Annotated in this window: 17 protein-coding genes; 5 read left to right on the forward strand and 12 right to left on the reverse strand. The window is 68.9% G+C overall.

Features of this window, described 5'->3' with window-relative positions:
* The first annotated feature begins 445 nt into the window (after positions 1-445).
* On the forward strand, positions 446-1405 hold the full coding sequence (locus ACQEV1_RS42190) for a DUF5996 family protein (RefSeq protein WP_433402232.1): 960 nt from the start codon (positions 446-448) through the stop codon (positions 1403-1405).
* Between the two features lie 563 nt (positions 1406-1968).
* Here ACQEV1_RS42190 and ACQEV1_RS42195 read toward each other — a convergent pair.
* Both ACQEV1_RS42195 and ACQEV1_RS42200 read right to left on the reverse strand, forming a co-directional pair.
* The gene (locus ACQEV1_RS42195) at positions 1969-4728 is read right to left on the reverse strand and encodes a helix-turn-helix transcriptional regulator (protein WP_433402234.1); all 2760 of its coding nucleotides are present in this window, start codon (positions 4726-4728) and stop codon (positions 1969-1971) included.
* 320 nt (positions 4729-5048) lie between these two features.
* Positions 5049-5219 (reverse strand): hypothetical protein, encoded by a 171-nt coding sequence (locus tag ACQEV1_RS42200; RefSeq protein ID WP_433402235.1) that lies wholly within the window; start codon positions 5217-5219, stop codon positions 5049-5051.
* Between the two features lie 215 nt (positions 5220-5434).
* Between ACQEV1_RS42200 and ACQEV1_RS42205 the strand changes: the two genes are divergently transcribed.
* The 4 genes from ACQEV1_RS42205 to ACQEV1_RS42220 all read left to right on the forward strand — a co-directional run bounded on the left by ACQEV1_RS42205 (position 5435) and on the right by ACQEV1_RS42220 (position 8730).
* Positions 5435-6472: an LLM class flavin-dependent oxidoreductase gene (locus ACQEV1_RS42205; protein WP_433402237.1), complete on the forward strand. Its 1038-nt coding sequence runs from the start codon at positions 5435-5437 to the stop codon at positions 6470-6472.
* A complete protein-coding gene (locus tag ACQEV1_RS42210; protein ID WP_433402239.1) occupies positions 6469-7179 on the forward strand; it encodes an NADPH-dependent F420 reductase in 711 nt (236 codons plus the stop codon). Before ACQEV1_RS42205 ends, ACQEV1_RS42210 begins: the two co-directional genes overlap by 4 nt.
* A complete protein-coding gene (locus tag ACQEV1_RS42215) occupies positions 7176-8147 on the forward strand; it encodes a pirin family protein (RefSeq protein WP_433402241.1) in 972 nt (323 codons plus the stop codon). Before ACQEV1_RS42210 ends, ACQEV1_RS42215 begins: the two co-directional genes overlap by 4 nt.
* A gap of 283 nt (positions 8148-8430) precedes the next feature.
* Positions 8431-8730: a LysE family translocator gene (locus ACQEV1_RS42220; RefSeq protein ID WP_433406074.1), complete on the forward strand. Its 300-nt coding sequence runs from the start codon at positions 8431-8433 to the stop codon at positions 8728-8730.
* A gap of 174 nt (positions 8731-8904) precedes the next feature.
* Here ACQEV1_RS42220 and ACQEV1_RS42225 read toward each other — a convergent pair whose 3' ends face one another.
* The 10 genes from ACQEV1_RS42225 to ACQEV1_RS42270 all read right to left on the reverse strand — a co-directional run bounded on the left by ACQEV1_RS42225 (position 8905) and on the right by ACQEV1_RS42270 (position 15786).
* Positions 8905-9837, reverse strand: coding sequence for a zinc-binding dehydrogenase (locus ACQEV1_RS42225; protein ID WP_433402243.1), 933 nt, complete (start codon positions 9835-9837; stop codon positions 8905-8907).
* A 169-nt stretch (positions 9838-10006) separates the two neighbouring features.
* Positions 10007-10846, reverse strand: coding sequence for an alpha/beta fold hydrolase (locus tag ACQEV1_RS42230; protein ID WP_433402245.1), 840 nt, complete (start codon positions 10844-10846; stop codon positions 10007-10009).
* A gap of 117 nt (positions 10847-10963) precedes the next feature.
* Positions 10964-11101, reverse strand: a complete 138-nt coding sequence (locus ACQEV1_RS42235) for a hypothetical protein (protein ID WP_433402247.1) — start codon at positions 11099-11101, stop codon at positions 10964-10966.
* Between the two features lie 214 nt (positions 11102-11315).
* Positions 11316-12236, reverse strand: a complete 921-nt coding sequence (locus ACQEV1_RS42240) for an NADP-dependent oxidoreductase (RefSeq protein ID WP_433402249.1) — start codon at positions 12234-12236, stop codon at positions 11316-11318.
* Between the two features lie 48 nt (positions 12237-12284).
* Positions 12285-12704, reverse strand: coding sequence for a (4Fe-4S)-binding protein (locus ACQEV1_RS42245; protein ID WP_433402251.1), 420 nt, complete (start codon positions 12702-12704; stop codon positions 12285-12287).
* Positions 12705-12734: 30 nt separating this feature from the next.
* Complete coding sequence (locus tag ACQEV1_RS42250; protein WP_433402253.1) at positions 12735-13043, reverse strand: GNAT family N-acetyltransferase; 309 nt, start codon at positions 13041-13043, stop codon at positions 12735-12737.
* A 490-nt stretch (positions 13044-13533) separates the two neighbouring features.
* A complete protein-coding gene (locus ACQEV1_RS42255; protein WP_433402255.1) occupies positions 13534-13797 on the reverse strand; it encodes a hypothetical protein in 264 nt (87 codons plus the stop codon).
* A 151-nt stretch (positions 13798-13948) separates the two neighbouring features.
* On the reverse strand, positions 13949-14260 hold the full coding sequence (locus ACQEV1_RS42260; RefSeq protein WP_433402257.1) for a hypothetical protein: 312 nt from the start codon (positions 14258-14260) through the stop codon (positions 13949-13951).
* A 243-nt stretch (positions 14261-14503) separates the two neighbouring features.
* The gene (locus ACQEV1_RS42265; protein WP_433402258.1) at positions 14504-15256 is read right to left on the reverse strand and encodes an SDR family NAD(P)-dependent oxidoreductase; all 753 of its coding nucleotides are present in this window, start codon (positions 15254-15256) and stop codon (positions 14504-14506) included.
* A gap of 137 nt (positions 15257-15393) precedes the next feature.
* Positions 15394-15786: an ester cyclase gene (locus ACQEV1_RS42270; RefSeq protein WP_433402260.1), complete on the reverse strand. Its 393-nt coding sequence runs from the start codon at positions 15784-15786 to the stop codon at positions 15394-15396.
* Positions 15787-15896 lie beyond the last annotated feature (110 nt).

Raw genomic sequence — 15896 nt, forward strand, 5'->3', positions numbered from 1 at the left:
GGCTCACCCCACACCACGAGTCCGGACCCGTACCGTCCGCCGCCCGAGCATCGCCCCTCATCGATCACGATGGACGACAGATCGACCGACCGATCTGGCGGGGTCCGCAGCGCCCTACGCTCGACACGTGAGCCAGCCCGCACGCGGCGCCGTGCTCGAGGAGAAGACGGTTCCTTCGTCTGGATCGACGTCGAGGTCGGGGCCCCGTCCCGACGACGAGGTCTGGTCCGCTCACTCGTGATCGGCATCTACATCACCGACGCCCCGGTGCGCAGGGGACTGACATTGGTCCCGCCGCGGGTCGTTGTCGGGCACCGCCCCGTGCAGCCGCCCAGCGTTGTCGCACGAGGACGCGCAGTTCACCGATGACCGGAGGAGCCCGTCCGCGGGACATGAACACCACGACCGCCACCCTCTCGTGGCGCCGCGAAGGACGTGATGACCGATGACCACCCCCGCCACGACGAGCTGGCCGAGCCTGCGGGTCTCGGACTGGACCCCCACCCGCGACACGCTGCACATGTGGACCCAGATCGTGGGCAAGATCCGCATGGCCCACGCTCCGATGCTCAACCACTGGTGGCAGGTGACCCTGTACGTCAGCCCACGCGGGTTGACGACGTCGGCCATCCCGCACCGCACAGGCGCCTTCGAGATCGAGTTCGACTTCGTCGGCCACCAGCTCGAGGTCCGCAGCAGCGACAGCGGCACCCGGAGCCTCCCGCTCCGGCCGATGCCGGTCGCCGAGTTCTACACCCGGATCCTGGACATGCTCGACCAGCTCAGGATCGAGGCACCGATCCGGCCGCACCCCAACGAGGTCGAGCCGGCGATCCCCTTCGCCGAAGACCACGTCCACGCCTCCTACGACGGCGAGGCGGCCGCCCTGTTCTGGCGACAGCTGTTGCAGGCGAACCGGGTGATCGGCGAGTTCCGGTCGCACTTCGTCGGCAAGGTCAGTCCGGTGCACTTCTTCTGGGGAGGGATGGACCTCGCCTGCACCCGCTTCTCCGGGCGGGCAGCTCCGCCGCACCCCGGTGGAGCACCCAACTGCGGGGACTGGGTCATGGTCGAGGGCTACTCCCGGGAACTGTCCAGCTGCGGGTTCTGGCCCGGCGGTGGTGAAGAAGGCGCCTTCTACTCCTACGCCTACCCCCAACCCGATGGGTTCGCCGATCAGCCGATCGGCCCCGAAGGGGCCTACTTCAGCACCGAGTTCCAGCAGTTCCTGCTGCCCTACGAGGCCGCCCGCGCCGCACCCGACCCCGACCGCGCGGTCACCGAGTTCCTCCACACCACCTATGAAGCCGCCGCGAACCGCGGACACTGGGACCGCCCCGCGCTGGAAGACAACCCCTTCCGGTGGCACCGAACCCCTGCACCTCAAGGAAACAAGGATGCCTGAGGGCCCGGGTACGAGGAGTGATTTCCAGCACCGGCGATCCGCTACGACTGATTAGGCCAACGCATGCTGCTGGGACGACTCCCGGTCGGGCTACGGCCGGTCCACCCCCGTCCCGAGCCGGACCGTGGCCGAGACGGCGGCGGACTGTGCTCGCCTGATCGATCACTTGGGTATCGCCGGCTACTGCGGTTTCGGTTGGTCCGGCGGGGGTCCCCATGCGCTGGCGAGCGCCGCAGTGGACGCTCACCGTGTCTCCGGTGTTCTGATCAGTGCGTCGTTTGCTCCCCCACCGCGTCGGGTCTCGACTTCGTCGCCGGCATGGGCGAGCAGAACGACATCCAGTTCAGGAGCCTGCAGGAGGGCGATCGGGCCGCACGCGCGGTCGTGAGCCGGATGGCGGCCGCGGTCCGTGGGAACCGCTCCGAGGACGTCACCGCGCAGCTGTCCTCCCTCTTTCCGGATGTGGACGTCTCCGTGATGATGAGTTCGCCCCGACGAGGACGAGGAACGAGGTCATGTCCAGGCCTCGCAGGTGTGCAATCGATCATCGGCACACCGCCGGGTCAGTCACCGGCCGTGCTGAACCGTAGGCCCCCCGCGAAGTCGATCCGGGCCAGGTCGGCGCGGGAGGTGATGCCCAGCTTGGGGTAGACATTGGCGAGGTGGTGGCCGACTGTTCGAGGACTGATCAACAGTTTCGCCGCGATCTCCCGGTTGGTCAGACGGTCCGCGGCCAGCCGCGCGACCCGCAGCTCCTGCGCAGTCAGCCCGGCTGCCGTTGGAGAACCGGGTACGTGGGGGGCGGTCGGTCGTTCGGTCAGGGCTTGCTCGCGTAGCGCCCGCGCTCGCAGCGGTTCCGCCCCCAGACGGTCGAAGACCTCGGCGGCCCCGGCGAGTTGGAGCCGGGCATCGGCCCGGCGGCGCGCCCGCCGCAACCACTCCCCGTACAGCAGCCGGGTGCGGGCGTACTCGAACGGATTACCCGCCGCCCCCACGACGTCCAGAGCGGCTCGGAACGAGGCCTCGGCCGCCGACCTGCCCTGGACGAGGGCGCGGAGACGGTGGCCGGCCGTGCGGGCCCAGGTCGCGCCCGTACGCTGCGCCCACTCCTCCACCATGGCGACCTGAGCCTCGACGACGTCAGTGTTCCCGACCTGCACCGCCGCCTCGACGGTGTCCACAGCGGCGAACAGCGCGCAGGTGGGGTGAGCGGCCTCGTGGCCGGGCTCGGCGAGACACAGCAGGTCACTCAGCGACTCCTGGGGACGACCGTCGAACAGCGCCGCCCGTCCACGGTGCCAGTAAGCCGCTGCGCTGAGCGCTCGTACCCCACGCGGAACCGAGACCTGCAGGATCCGGGTGGTGTGCTCGGCGACGGCGCGGCTGTCGCCCCGGGCGGCGGCCAACGACCCGAGGGACGCGTGGCACTGCGTCGCCACGTGATCCGCCCCGACCTCCTCCGCCAGCTGCAGCCCCTCGGTCGCCGCGGCCTCGGCGGCACCCCACCGGCCCGCGCCGAGGTCGAGGACCGCGGTCTGAGAGAGCACCACTGCCAGTGCGGCGAGCTCGTGCCGACGCCGCAGCTGTGCGGCCTGCACACGCAGCACATCGAGCAGCCCGCCCTCGATGCCCCAGGCCTGGACCAACGGCACGGGCGGGAGCAGCTCCCACGCGGCCGTACCGAGCCGGCCGACCGTGCCGCTGGCCATGTCCAGGGGGATCGGGGTGACCTCACCGGTCTGGTCATAGCAGGACCACCAGTTCCGCAGCACGGGCAACAGCTCCGACAGGGCGGGGTCCCCGTCGGTGTTCACGGCCCGCACCTGCTGCAGCGCCTCCTGCTGGAGGTCGGGCCGACCGGCCGACCACGCGGCGCGGACCGCCACCGTTCCCAGCTCCACCGTGCGGGGAGTCTCGGGGACCACGGCCATGTCGCAGACCAGGTAACGGTGGGCCCGCTCGGGCATGCCGTAGGCGAACTCGAGGATCCCACGCAATCCGCCGCTCATCCGCGCGACGGGAGGCTCACCGCACAGGCGCTCGGCGTCCTCGAGTAGTTGCCGCGCGGCCTTGGCGTTGCCGGCGGCCCACGCGGCGCGGGCGGCCGCGGCCAGCCGGCGCGCAGCCGCGGCCGGCGTCGGCGAGAGCTCCGCGGCCCGACGCAGCGTGCGCGCCGCGATGGGCCCCGCACTGCGTTGCAGGCACTGCTCGGCGGCCTGCTCCAGCAGGGTGGCGACGTCCTCGTCCGGCCCCTCGGCGGCCGCCGCCAGGTGCCAGGCCCGTTCCGCGGTGGCGTCCATCGGCAGGGCGGCGGCCAGCGCCCGGTGCGCGGCCTGCCTCTCCAGGAAGGGGGCGCCGTCGTAGACCGCCGCCCGGATCAACGGGTGCCGGAACTCCAGCCGGGCCCCCGAGGCGCGGATCAGACCGGAGCGCAGGACCTCCTCCCAGGTGGACGTGTCCACGCCCCATCCGGACCCGGCGCGGTGCACGACGTGCCGGTCGCCCCGGTCCTCGGCGGCGGCCAGCAGCAGCAGCGCCCGGGCCGACGGCTCCAGGGCTTCGACCCGCGCGCAGAACGCCCGCCGCAACCGTGGCCCGACCGGCACCGGTCCCCCGGACGGCAGGAGAGGCGCCTCGCCGTCGGTCTCGCGATCGAGGGTGGGCAGCTCGTGTAGCGCCAACGGGTTGCCCCCTGCCGCCCGGATCGTGTGGTCGACCAGCGCCTCGTCGGCGTCCGGCACGACGGCGTCGACCAGCCGGCGTGCGTCGTCGTCGGCCAGGCCCACGACCTCCATCGCCGGGAACCCCTCCCACGGCCCCGAGGCGGGATCCTCATGCCCGCTCAACAGCACCACGACCGGGTCCGTCGCCACTCGTCGCGCGAGGAAGCCCAGGCAGTGCGCGGTCGCCTCGTCGACCCACTGGGCGTCGTCCACCACGACGAGCACCGGACGTTCCCGGGCCAGACCGGCGACCAGTGACAGCACGGCCGCACCGATGAGGAACGGGCTGGTCGTGTCCCGGCTCATCCCCAGCGCACCGCGCAACGCCGCAGCCTGCGGGGCGGCGAGCGTCTCCAGCCGATCCATCACCGGCCACAGCAGCTCGTGCAGCGCCGCGAACGCGAGCCCTGCTTCCATCCGGGTGCCCCGGCACCGCAGCACCGTGGCGTCGGACGCCGCCGCGACGGCGTAGTCGAGCAAGGCGGTCTTGCCGATACCCGGCTCACCCCACACCACGAGCCCGCCGCCCGCGCCATCTGCCGCCCGATCCAGCAGCCGATCCAAGGCCGCGGTCTCGGCGCGCCGCCCGAACAGCTCCATGTCCCACCCCAGAACGTCCCGCCAGGCCGCGATGGTGCGGCCGTTTCGAGGCTATAGCCCGATCTGCCCATCACGGGCGACCGGTTGACCGGCCGATTCGGTGAAGGCCGCGGCGCCCGACACTCGATCGCGTGATCCCTCCGCGCGGCCGTACTGCCGAGACTCCCGGCAGGTCGGCTCGTCCGCGACCACGGTCGAGCCGGGGAAGTTCGATCGAGGAAGTGCCATGAGCCACCCGACAGTTACACGACCAGGTGCGGAGCTCGCCGGGAGTCCAGCCGGTCGGACACGACCCCGTCCAGGAGATCGAGGAGGCGGTGTCATCCGTCGTTGTCGGGGAGCCGGTCGAGGACCCGTTCGAGCGCAGGTCCGATGACATCGAGCTCGGCGTCGGTGAGCGCGCCGATGAAGTGCCGCCGGACGGCGGCGACGTGTGCGGGAGCGGCGGCGACGATGGCCGTCCGGCCTGCGTCGGTACTAGATGTGAACACAGCACCAAGGCGCTACCGGGGTCGCATTCGCCTGGGAGACGCAGCTGCTCAACACTCCCACCCCCACCACCGGCACCCGCGCGTAGCAACGTGGTCGACCGGCACAGCGGCGGGGCCGGCGCAGCGCAACGCCGACCCCGCCACATTTTGTTGACGTGTCATATTCTTGGCGACACTTGAAGACTCAAGTGCGATGGACATCCAGGAGCAACCCGATGAGCGACCTCGTGCTCGGCCTCGGCACCTTCGGTGACGTGCCCGAAGACGACTCCGGCGCCCCCGTCTCCCACGCCGAGGCGATCCGCCAGGTCGTCACCGAGGCGACCCTCGCCGACGAACTCGGCGTCGACGCCATCTCTCTCGGCGAGCACCACCGGCCCGAGTACGCGATCTCCACACCCGAGACCGTGCTCGCCGGTATCGCCGCCCGCACCTCCCGCATCCGCCTCGGCTCTGGCGTCACCGTGCTCAGCTCCGACGACCCCGTGCGCGTCTTCCAGCGTTTCTCCACCCTCGACGCGATCTCGTCGGGCCGCGCCGAGGTGATCCTCGGGCGCGGTTCGTTCACCGAGTCGTTCCCCCTGTTCGGCTACGACCTCGCCGACTACGAGGTGCTCTTTGAGGAGAAGCTCGAGCTGTTCGTCCAGCTCCTCGACGAGAAGCCGGTCACGTGGACCGGCACCGTGCGCGCCCCGCTCGAGCACGCCGATGTGTACCCCAAGACCGACTCCGGACGCCTGACGACCTGGGTCGGCGTCGGCGGTTCACCACAGTCGATCATCCGCACCGCCCGCTACGGCCTGCCGCTCATGCTCGCCATCATCGGCGGCCCGCCCGAGCGGTTCACCCCGCTCATCGAGCTCTACCGCCGCGCCACCGACCGGCTCGCCACGCCCGCGCGGCCGGTCGGCATGCACTCACCCGGCTTCGTCGCCGACACCGACGAGCAGGCCAAACAGCTCCACTACCCCCGCTACAAGGTCATCCGCGACCGCATCGGCGCCCAGCGCGGCTGGCCACCACTGCGCCGCGAGGAGTACGACGCCGATCTCGAGCACGGCTCGCTGTATGTCGGCTCCCCGGAGACCGTCGCCCGCAAGATCGCCAATTCCGTGCGCACACTCGGCGTTGGCCGGTTCGACCTGGTCTACACCAGCGGCTCCCAGCCGATGAGCGCCCGCCTGCGGGCCGTCGAGCTCTACGGCACCAAGGTCATCCCCATGGTCCGCGACATCCTCGCCGAGACGACATGAACACCACCATCGCGATCCTGGGGGCCGGCAAGGTCGGCACCGTGCTCGCCCGGCTCGCCATCGCCGCCGGCTACCGCGTGCTCGTCGCCGGCTCGGGCGACCCAGCGAAGATCGCGCTCATCATCGAGGTCGTCACGCCCGGCGCGACCGCCACGACCGCCGCCGAGGCGGCCGAGCAGGCCGACTTCGTCATCCTCGCCCTCCCCCTCGGCAAGCACCGCACCATCCCCGCCGACGCGCTGCGCGGCAAGCTCGTCATCGACGCCATGAACTACTGGTGGGAGACCGACGGCATCCGCGACGACCTCACGGACCCGCGCACCTCCTCCAGCGAGACCGTGCAGGCCTTCCTGCCCGAAGCACGTGTGGTCAAGGCGTTCAACCACATGGGCTACCACGATCTCGAGGCCGAAGCCCGCCCAGCCGCAACGCCCGGACGCAAGGCGCTCGCCATCGCAGGCGATGATGCCGCCGACGTCACCGCCGTCGCCCAGCTCGTCGACGCGCTCGGCTTCGACCCCGTCATCGCAGGTCCCCTCGCCGAAGGCGTCCGCTTCGAGCCCGGCGCCGAACTGTTCGGTGCGGATGTCGACGCAGAAGAGGTCCGCGCCATGCTCGAGCGTTTCCCCGGGTCCCCGCGCGGCCGTGTCGTCGCGCGAGCCCGCTCGGCCGGGTCCGGCGAAGTCACCGTCGAGACCATCACATGAGCAACACCGAAACGGTCCCGGTCGAACTCACCTGCCCTGGCGGCGCGCCCGGCACCGGCGGGGTCGAGGTCCTGTCCGCACGGGAGGTGCCGCTCGGTGGTCCTCGGGCGATGACGGTCCGGCGCACGCTGCCTCAGCGCAAGCGATCGCTGATCGGCGCATGGTGCTTCGCCGACCACTACGGACCTACCCCCATCGACCGCAGCGGAGGTATGGACGTGCCCCCGCACCCGCACACCGGCCTGCAGACCGCGACCTGGCTCTTCACCGGGGAGGTCGAGCACCGCGACAGCCTCGGCACGCACGCGATCGTACGGCCCGGCGAGCTGAACCTGATGACCGGCGGGCACGGCATCTGCCACTCCGAGGTCTCCACCGCGGGCGCCACGACCCTGCACGGCGTGCAGCTGTGGGTCGCCCTGCCCGACACGCACCGCCACACAGCACGCGCCTTCCACCACCACACGCCGCCCTCGATCGACATCGGCGGCGCCACCTCGCGAGTGTTCCTGGGCAGCCTCGCGGACGAGACCTCCCCCGTGCCGACCTTCACCCCGCTGCTCGGCGCCGAGATCGTCCTCGATCCGCGGGCCCGCATCACACTCGCCGTCGACCCCACCCACGAACACGGCGTCCTCGTCGACACCGGGACGGTCGTGCTCGCCGGCACCGGCCTGGCCCGGGCCGACCTCGGCTACCTCGCGCCCGGCGCTGCGAGCCTGGAGCTGGCCAACCCCGGCGGGCAGTCGGCCCGGGTGCTGCTCCTCGGAGGCGCCCCGTTCGACGAGGACATCGTGATGTGGTGGAACTTCGTGGCCCGCGGTCACGACGAGATCGTGGCCTTCCGCGAGGCATGGGAGAGCGAGTCCGACCAGTTCGGCCGCATCGACGGCTACACCGGCACGCCACAACGCCTGCCCGCGCCCGCACTGCCCAACGCGCGGCTCTCCCCCCGGAGCCGCAGATGACACACCCCACCGTCGAACGAGCCGACAACCGCTACCCCGCGACGTCCTGACCCGGCTGGCCGCAGGCCACTAACCGGAACACCCATCAGAAGGACTCCCTGACCGCATCCGTGACCGAGAAGCCCGCCTTCACGGGGCTGCGCGCGACGTACATCAACTGCACCCTCAACCGCTCCCCCTACCCGAGCCCAACGGACCATGCCGACCTCTCCCTCTCAAAGGAGAACCTTGCCGGCCCAGCCGAGTCGACCAGCCCGGTCGACACAGACCCGATACCGGGGGCCTGGCATTCAGTCGCGAGGAGTTCCTTGTCGCCGCCGGCAATCCGAAGGCCGTGCTGCTGTTCACCGCCCTGCTGCCCCAGTTCGTCTCGGGACCCGGATCGATCGTCGGCGGCCTGCTGCTGGTCGGCGCTGGTTACCTCGTGGTGGAGACCCTCGTCGCTCTGGTCTACGCCGTCCTGGGTTCCCAGCTGCGGCGCATCGTGATCTCCGCCCGCATCGACCGCCTGGTGGCGCGAGTCACCGGTGTCTGCCTGATCGGCTTCGCCGCCTACCTCGGGACGAGCCAACGACCTACCTGAGCAGGGGGTGTCACGAACAGACGCCTGGTGTCACGCTCCTTTGCGGCATGCTCCGCCAGATCCGTGCCCGTCTCGTGCCGGCACCATCATTCGCCCGTCGGTCGCAGCCTGTCTTCAGCCTCTATCAGCGTCGTACGGTACCGACGGAGGTCGTGACGGCGTCAAACCAGCCGGTTACTTGAGATCGAGGACGGCTTTGCCGTGGAGGCGACGGTCGAGCAGAACCTTGACCGCCTCGGAGTGGCGAGTCCAGGGGCCGCGCCAGTTGATGCCCGGATCGAGGCGGCCTACGGCGATCTCTCCGGCCAGCCAGGTCAGATCCGCAGAGAAGTCGGTGGTGGGGTCGCCGAGGAGGAAGAAGGTGCGGATCGACCGGTCGTGCCGTCCTTCGTTGCCCAGCAGGGCATCCGGTGACAGCACCGCGTCGGCCTCGGAGGAGCGGCCTACGCTGACAAGGCTGCCGCCGGCCGACAGGGAGGCGAAGGCGTCGACGAGGTGCTGTCCGCCGACGTTGTCAAGAACGGCTGCCACGGGCTGTTGCACGGCGGCCGGCCCGGGGTGGACCTCGTGGGCGCCCAGGGCTCGCAGCCCGTCCGCCTGGGCGGGGCTTCGGCTGATGGCAACGACGTGCGCGCCGGCGCGGGCGGCCAACTGGACGGCGTAGCGGCCGACGCCGCCGGAGGCACCGGTGACCATCACGCGGCGACCGAGCAGCGGTCCCATCCGGCGCAGCACGTGCAGGGCGCTCAGCCCGGCCACGGGAACGGTACTCAACGCGCCGGGATCGGCGTCCTTCGGCGCGGTGCCGAGCAGGGCGGCGGGTACGGCCCGCAACTCGGCCCAGCCGGCCTCACCGAGGGTGACAACCCTCTCTCCCTCGGCCGGACCCGAGCCGTCGGCGGCCGCCTGGACGACCACGCCGGCCGCGTCCCACCCGAGCACTGTGCCGGCCGGCATCTCCGGACGGGTGGCCTCATGGACCTCACCGAAGTTCAGCGAGACCGCCTCGACCCGCACGAGCGCCTCGTGGGCGGCGGGTCGCGGGGCGGGGACGTCCGTCAGTGACAAGTGACCGGGTGAGGTGTGGTCCACGACGAGTGCGCGCACAGGGAGATCGCCTCTCATAAAATGCCACAGGCCTGGTAACAGTAGGCCACCGGCCAGTGGCCTGTGGGTCTTCACGCCACCAATACTGCTCCGGGATGCGCCGCAGGTAAGGAACCACACCTCAGCAGCCAACAGCCGGTGACGAATGCTTTCCGGTCTCGTCGCGGATCTAGCCGAGGAAGGAGCGCAGGGCTGAATTAACCTCATCTGCGTGCGTCCAGAGCAACCCGTGTGGGGCGCCCTCAATCTCCACATACTGCGCCTCGGGCAAGTCCCGTCGAAAGCGGCGGCCGGTAGCGTCGATGGGTAGGATCTTGTCGGCTGTGCCCTGCAGGATCAGAGCCGGCTTGCCGCTGTCGCGGACCGCTTCGACGTCGGCGCGGAAGTCTTCGATCCAAGCGGAAACGACCGCATAGGCCGCCACGGGGGCACTCGAAGTCGCCACGTTCCAGCTCGCTGTGACGGCCTCCTGGCTGATCCGACTACCAAGGTTCTCCTCAAGATTGTAGAAGTCCGAGAAGAAATTCGTGTACCAGGCGTATCGATCACCTTTTGCCGCTGCCTGGATTCCGTCGAAGACCTCCTGCGGCACACCCTCGGGGTTGTCGTCCCGGGCGACGAGGAAAGGCTCCAGCGGAGCCAGGAACGCCATCTTAGCGACCCTTTCATGTCCGAATTGTGAGACGTAACGGGCGACTTCGCCCGTACCCATCGAGAATCCCACCAGGACGACGTCGCGAAGGTCGAGCGTCTCCAGCACGGTGTTCAGGTCTGCGGCGAAAGTGTCGTAGTCATACCCGGAGTTCACCTTTGACGATTTGCCGAAGCCCCGACGGTCGTAGGTGATGACGCGGTATCCGGCGGCTAGGAGATTTCGCGTCTGACGCTCCCAGCTGTGACCGTTCAGTGGGTATCCGTGGATGAGGACGACGGGCTGACCTGCGCCCTGATCCTCGTAGTAGAGCTCGATCGGCGTGCTGTTTTCATTCCCTACGGTGATGTACCCCATTTACTCGTCCCTTCTGAGTCGCTGTGGGCGTCGAGGCCCGGAGGATCAGATCCCCTGTGTTCTAGCGTCGATCGGCAAGGTGCAGCGGCGCGCTGGTACGATCCTGCCCGCCTGGTGTCAGACCATCGGGTTGCCGCTGACGGTCGCGTAGAAGCCCTCCAGCCCCGGCACGACAGCGCGAAGCGTATCCAGGCCGCTGGGCATCTGGGGACTGTGCTGCACGTAGGGTTCAGCCCAGTACCGGTCACCAGTCATGGTTATGCCTCCTCGATAGTTCCGACAAAGTTGCAGAGAGTGCCGTCGACAGTCACGTTGGAGTACACCGTCCCATTGGCGATGCGCCCATGTTGAATCTGTAGCTTTTACCTACTAGCTGCTCGATCATGACGATCCCCCATCTTGTTTCCGGACCGGCTGTTGTTTTGGGCCTCGAAGGGCGTGCTGTCGTTGTTCGTGGGGAATCGCGCGCTCACGCGGGGAGCAGTACGAGCTTGCCTCCCAGGTGCCCGGACTTGCTGACCTTGAGCGCGGCTGCCACCTCGCCGAGGGGATACGTCCGCTGGATCGGAACGCGCAGCCGCCCCGCTTCGATGAGGGCGAGGATGTCCCTGAGCGCTCGTAGCCCGCCGGATCCCGGCTCGGTCATGTGGATGTGGATACCGCTCCCGGCCGCATCGAAAGCCACGAGTGAGAGGACGCGTTCCGGGCCGCCGGCGAGTTCGATCGAGTCCGGGATCTCACCACGACCGGAGGCATCGAGGACCGCATCGATTCCCTGCGGAGAGATGCCCCGCACACGCTCGACCAGCCCCTTGCCATAGGTGACCGGTTTCGCTCCGAGGGAGCGGAGCTGCTCGTGATTACCCTCGCTCGCGGTGCCGATGACGAGCGCCCCCCGGTCGGCGGCAAGCTGCACGGCGAACGTACCCACACCACCGGCGGCGGCATGGACCAGGAGGGTCTCACCCTTGGCGATCTTGAGCTTGTTCAGCGCTTCCCAGGCGGTGATACCCGGGCCGGCCAGGGTTCCGGCCACCTCCCACGGGACAGAGGCCGGCTTGGCGACCAGCGCACCCGGGTCGGCGAGCGCGAACTGGGCGTAGGACGGGGTGATGGAGGCTCCCAGCACCTCGTCCCCAACGCTGAAGGCGGTCACGCCTTCCCCCACCTGGTCGACCACACCGGCCACGTCGGATCCGAGACCACCCGGGAGGTCGCGGGGCATCGCCTGGCGCATGTAGCCATGCAGGATCTTCCAGTCGATCGGGTTGACACCCGCGGCCCGCACCGCGAGCCGCACCAGGCCAGGACCCGCGTTGGGCGACGGAACATCGACGACACGCAGCACGTCAGGGGTGGCGTACTCGGAGAACTGCACTGCGAGGGACATCTGCTCGACTCCTGGTTCTTCTGGGGCACTTACGCGTGAGAGGGCGGGTCAGCCCGACGCTGTCTGACCGCATGGCCCCGCGTGGTCGCAGTACGGCTGAAGACTGCTCTGCCCGCAACCGCACAGAATGACCCTGGTCTCCGCGCGCGGGCCCGCCGCCGTGTCCATGCTCAACTCGCCGCGCGCGATCAACTGCCCGACGGATTTGCGCGTGATCCGCGTAGGCCGGTCCGGGGTCTCCGCCCGTCCGTCCACGAGTTCGTACTGCAGCGCACCCGAGGGACAGCGCCGCACGACTTCGGCCACGCGCTCGGCCTCGGCGCCGTCCGGCCGGATCCACGGGCGCTCGCCCGGGTCGAAGACCTCCGGCAAACCGTGGACGCATTCGGCGGCGTGCAGGCAGCGCCTGGCCTCGAAGGTCACGGTGATCGACTGGCCCTCGTACGCCTTCCGGGTTCCGCTGCTCATGCCGACCTCCGTCGCTGCCATGCCCGGTGTTCAGTCGCTGACTTTGCTGCGGGACTGATACAGCAGGTCCTGGTACTCGGGGTGTCGGGCGATCCACCCCGCGAAGAACGGACAGGTGGGTAGCACCCGCAGGTTCGCGGCGCGCGCCTCGTCGAGAGCGGTGCGAGCCAGCGCTGCCCCAACCCCTCTGCCCTCGTACTCCGGCGAGACCTCGGTATGCACGAACGCGACGAGTTCCGTCGTACGGATGTACTCCGCGACGCCCGCGACCTTGGACTCTCCATCGACCCGGGCTTCGTACCGCTTGGCTTCGGGAACGTCACTCACTTCCACTGCCATGTGTCCTCCATGTGCCTTCCGCGTGAGACTTGCTTCACGCTGAACCCAATCCAGCTGATTAATCAGTTTGTCCAATTCGCAAGCGCGGCCACATCCACTTACCGCAACGCCGCCATATCCGGCGACCCGTTACGAAAAGGTGCGGTTGGCCTCCAACTCCCTGGAACTGGACCTGCAGGACACGTGGCTCCAACCACTCGCCCTTGGCTCCGAACCTGCCCCAGGAGGTCGACACCGGCGTCGCCGGCCCGTTCCTGATAGGCGATCAGCAGTTCCTCAACGCCCGGGAACATCATTTTGGGCACCGGCGCCCAATAGTGAGTGCGGCATTCGGATCCGGCCCGGTGGGGATCATGGCGAAGTAGTTCGGATAAAGGAGCGCGTTGTTGACGCCAAGGCCCATGAGTCCGACGACCGGCTGTTGTCCGCGAGGGAACCGGTCAGCGACAGGCAGTACCCGATACGGATGGGAACCGGCGCGGTAGGCATGTCAGGCGCCGCTTCCGGCGGCGCGCTCGGCAAGGAGCCGCATCTCCCAGGCGAAGGCCACACCGGTGGCACCGCCGTGATCCTGCTGGAGCTCGGCGGCACCCGGCACGGTCTTCTCGCGGGCCCGGTCGCGCTGCCACTCGCCCATGACGGCCGGCCAGGCGATCGGAACCACGCCCGCCTGGACCATGTCGTCGATCAGTACGAGCACGCCCTCCTCGGGCGTCGGCAACGCGTTGAGTCCGGCCTTGTTCTCAGTGCTCATGGGAGCCCCCTTCTGGAGCTTCGCGTCCGCGGGCCCCAGACGGTGCACCGACATCTCGATGCCTGCAGTGAGCCGATTACGGGCTCACCGGCCGGTGGCCCAGACAATTTGGTTGACGCATCATCTAGATTAGGCGCCAGTCGTTGATTCGTCAACTAGTTGCCGAGTCGTTGACCTGTCGACGCTCGCCGGGTGGCTTACCGAAACCGGTGACGGGCGGATGCGCTTCATGGACCTGGTGAAGCTGGTGGAGTGGGAGAAGAGCCGTATGTCCCACCAGGTCAGGCGGATGACGAAACGCGGACTGGTGGCCAAGGAAGAAGAATGTCCCGACGACGGACGAGGAGCGTTCATCGTCGCCACCTCGGCCGGATACAAGGCGATCGAATACGCCGCGCCCATACACGTCGAACACGTCCGCCGACCGTTCATCATCGCCCTTCGAATGGCCCATGTCCTGCACCGTGACTCACCTCCCCGGACAGCACGGCCCTGCGACACGTCGAAACCTACGTCGGACGGTCGTGGTGCGGAATCGGTCGCGGTATCGGTCGGTGCGCCGGCTCGCCGGGGTCACCGCTGTGCCCGCTTGACGATCGGCGACGGCGATGCTGTTGAGCATCATCAGCTCGAGACTGGTCGAGCGCACGGTCTGAACCTGCTCGGACTGGAACGCTTCAGACGCCACCCACCGTGTGATGCCTGCTCAGATCTGGTTCGTGCCACCGTCGACGTAGAAGTTCGCGCCGACGACGTAGCTGCTCTGTTCCGAGGCCAGGAAGACCACGACTGCGGCGGCCTCCTCAGGCCGGCCCATGCGGCCCTTGGCCACGGTCGCGGCGACATTCTCCTTGACGGCCCGGGCGGTCTCCTCGTCGCCGAAAGCGGCGGTGCCCCCGGGAGTCTCGATCCACGCCGGCGAAACCACGTTGACCCGGATGCCACGGCCCTTGAGCTCGTTGGACCACGTCCGCGCGAAGGACCGGACGGCCGCCTTCGACGCCGCGTACGCGCCGAACGCCTCTACTCCACGGTCGCCGGCCGTCGAACCGACCAGGACGATCGAGGCTCCGTCGTTGAGCAGCGGCAACGCCTTCCGCACGGTGAACAGTGTGCCTCGGACGTTGACCGCGAAAGTCTGGTCGAAGTGCTCCTCGGTGGTCTGTTCCAGCGTCACGAACGCACCGACCGCCGCGTTCGCCACGAGCACGTCCAAACCCTCGCCTCGCGCCCGGACCGCGCCGTAGAGCCGGTCCAGGTCCTCCAGCTTCGAGATGTCACCGACGACCGCGGTGGCCCGGTCCGCTCCGATGGTCTTGACGGCGGCCTCCAGTTCGGACTCGCGTCGGCCGGTGACGAACACGTACGCGCCCTCGTCCGCCAGGCGTACGGCGGTGGCCAGACCGATACCCGTGCTGCCCCCGGTGACCACCGCCGTCTTGCCTTCCAGCTGTCCCATGTTGGCGTCTCCATCACTCTCTCGATGCCGATCTGTTCGACATCGATACTGCGGGAGATCGGGGATACTATCCATGATGCAGAGTCCGGCATTCTTTACGTATCGTCCAGGAGGGGTCGTCGGTGAGCCGGACCGGGTCAGCCCGCGAGTTGCTTCTTCAGCGCCTCGACGTCGTGGACGTTTGACATCTGCACGAACTTTCCGTCGTGGATCCGGTACATGGCGACCTCGTCGATCTCGATGGGAGCGCCCGCGGGAGCCACCCCGAGCCATTCCTTGGTGGGGGTGCCGTGGTTGACGGAATGGCAGGCCAGAGTTTCACCATGGATCACCACCTCCTTGATCTCCCAGTGGATGTCGGGAACCGCGTCGGCGATGCCCTTGAGCGCCGCGACGACATCCGCACGAGTGGCCGGTTGGCCGTGCGAGAGGATGGACTCGCTAACGAACTCGTCCATACGGTCCCACTCATGCGCATTGAGGGCCTCGCAGTAGCGGTCGTAGAACTCGCGCGTGTTGAAGTCGGACATGACTGCCTTTCTCGCCCGTGTCCGGGCTGCACTCTGTGCTCATCGTTCACTTGCGACATCGATACTGCGCGAGAAACGAAGTACGATCCATAGCGCATGGTCCACATTTC

This window comes from Actinoallomurus sp. CA-142502, from assembly GCF_050936355.1.
Classification (GTDB): domain Bacteria; phylum Actinomycetota; class Actinomycetes; order Streptosporangiales; family Streptosporangiaceae; genus Actinoallomurus; species Actinoallomurus iriomotensis.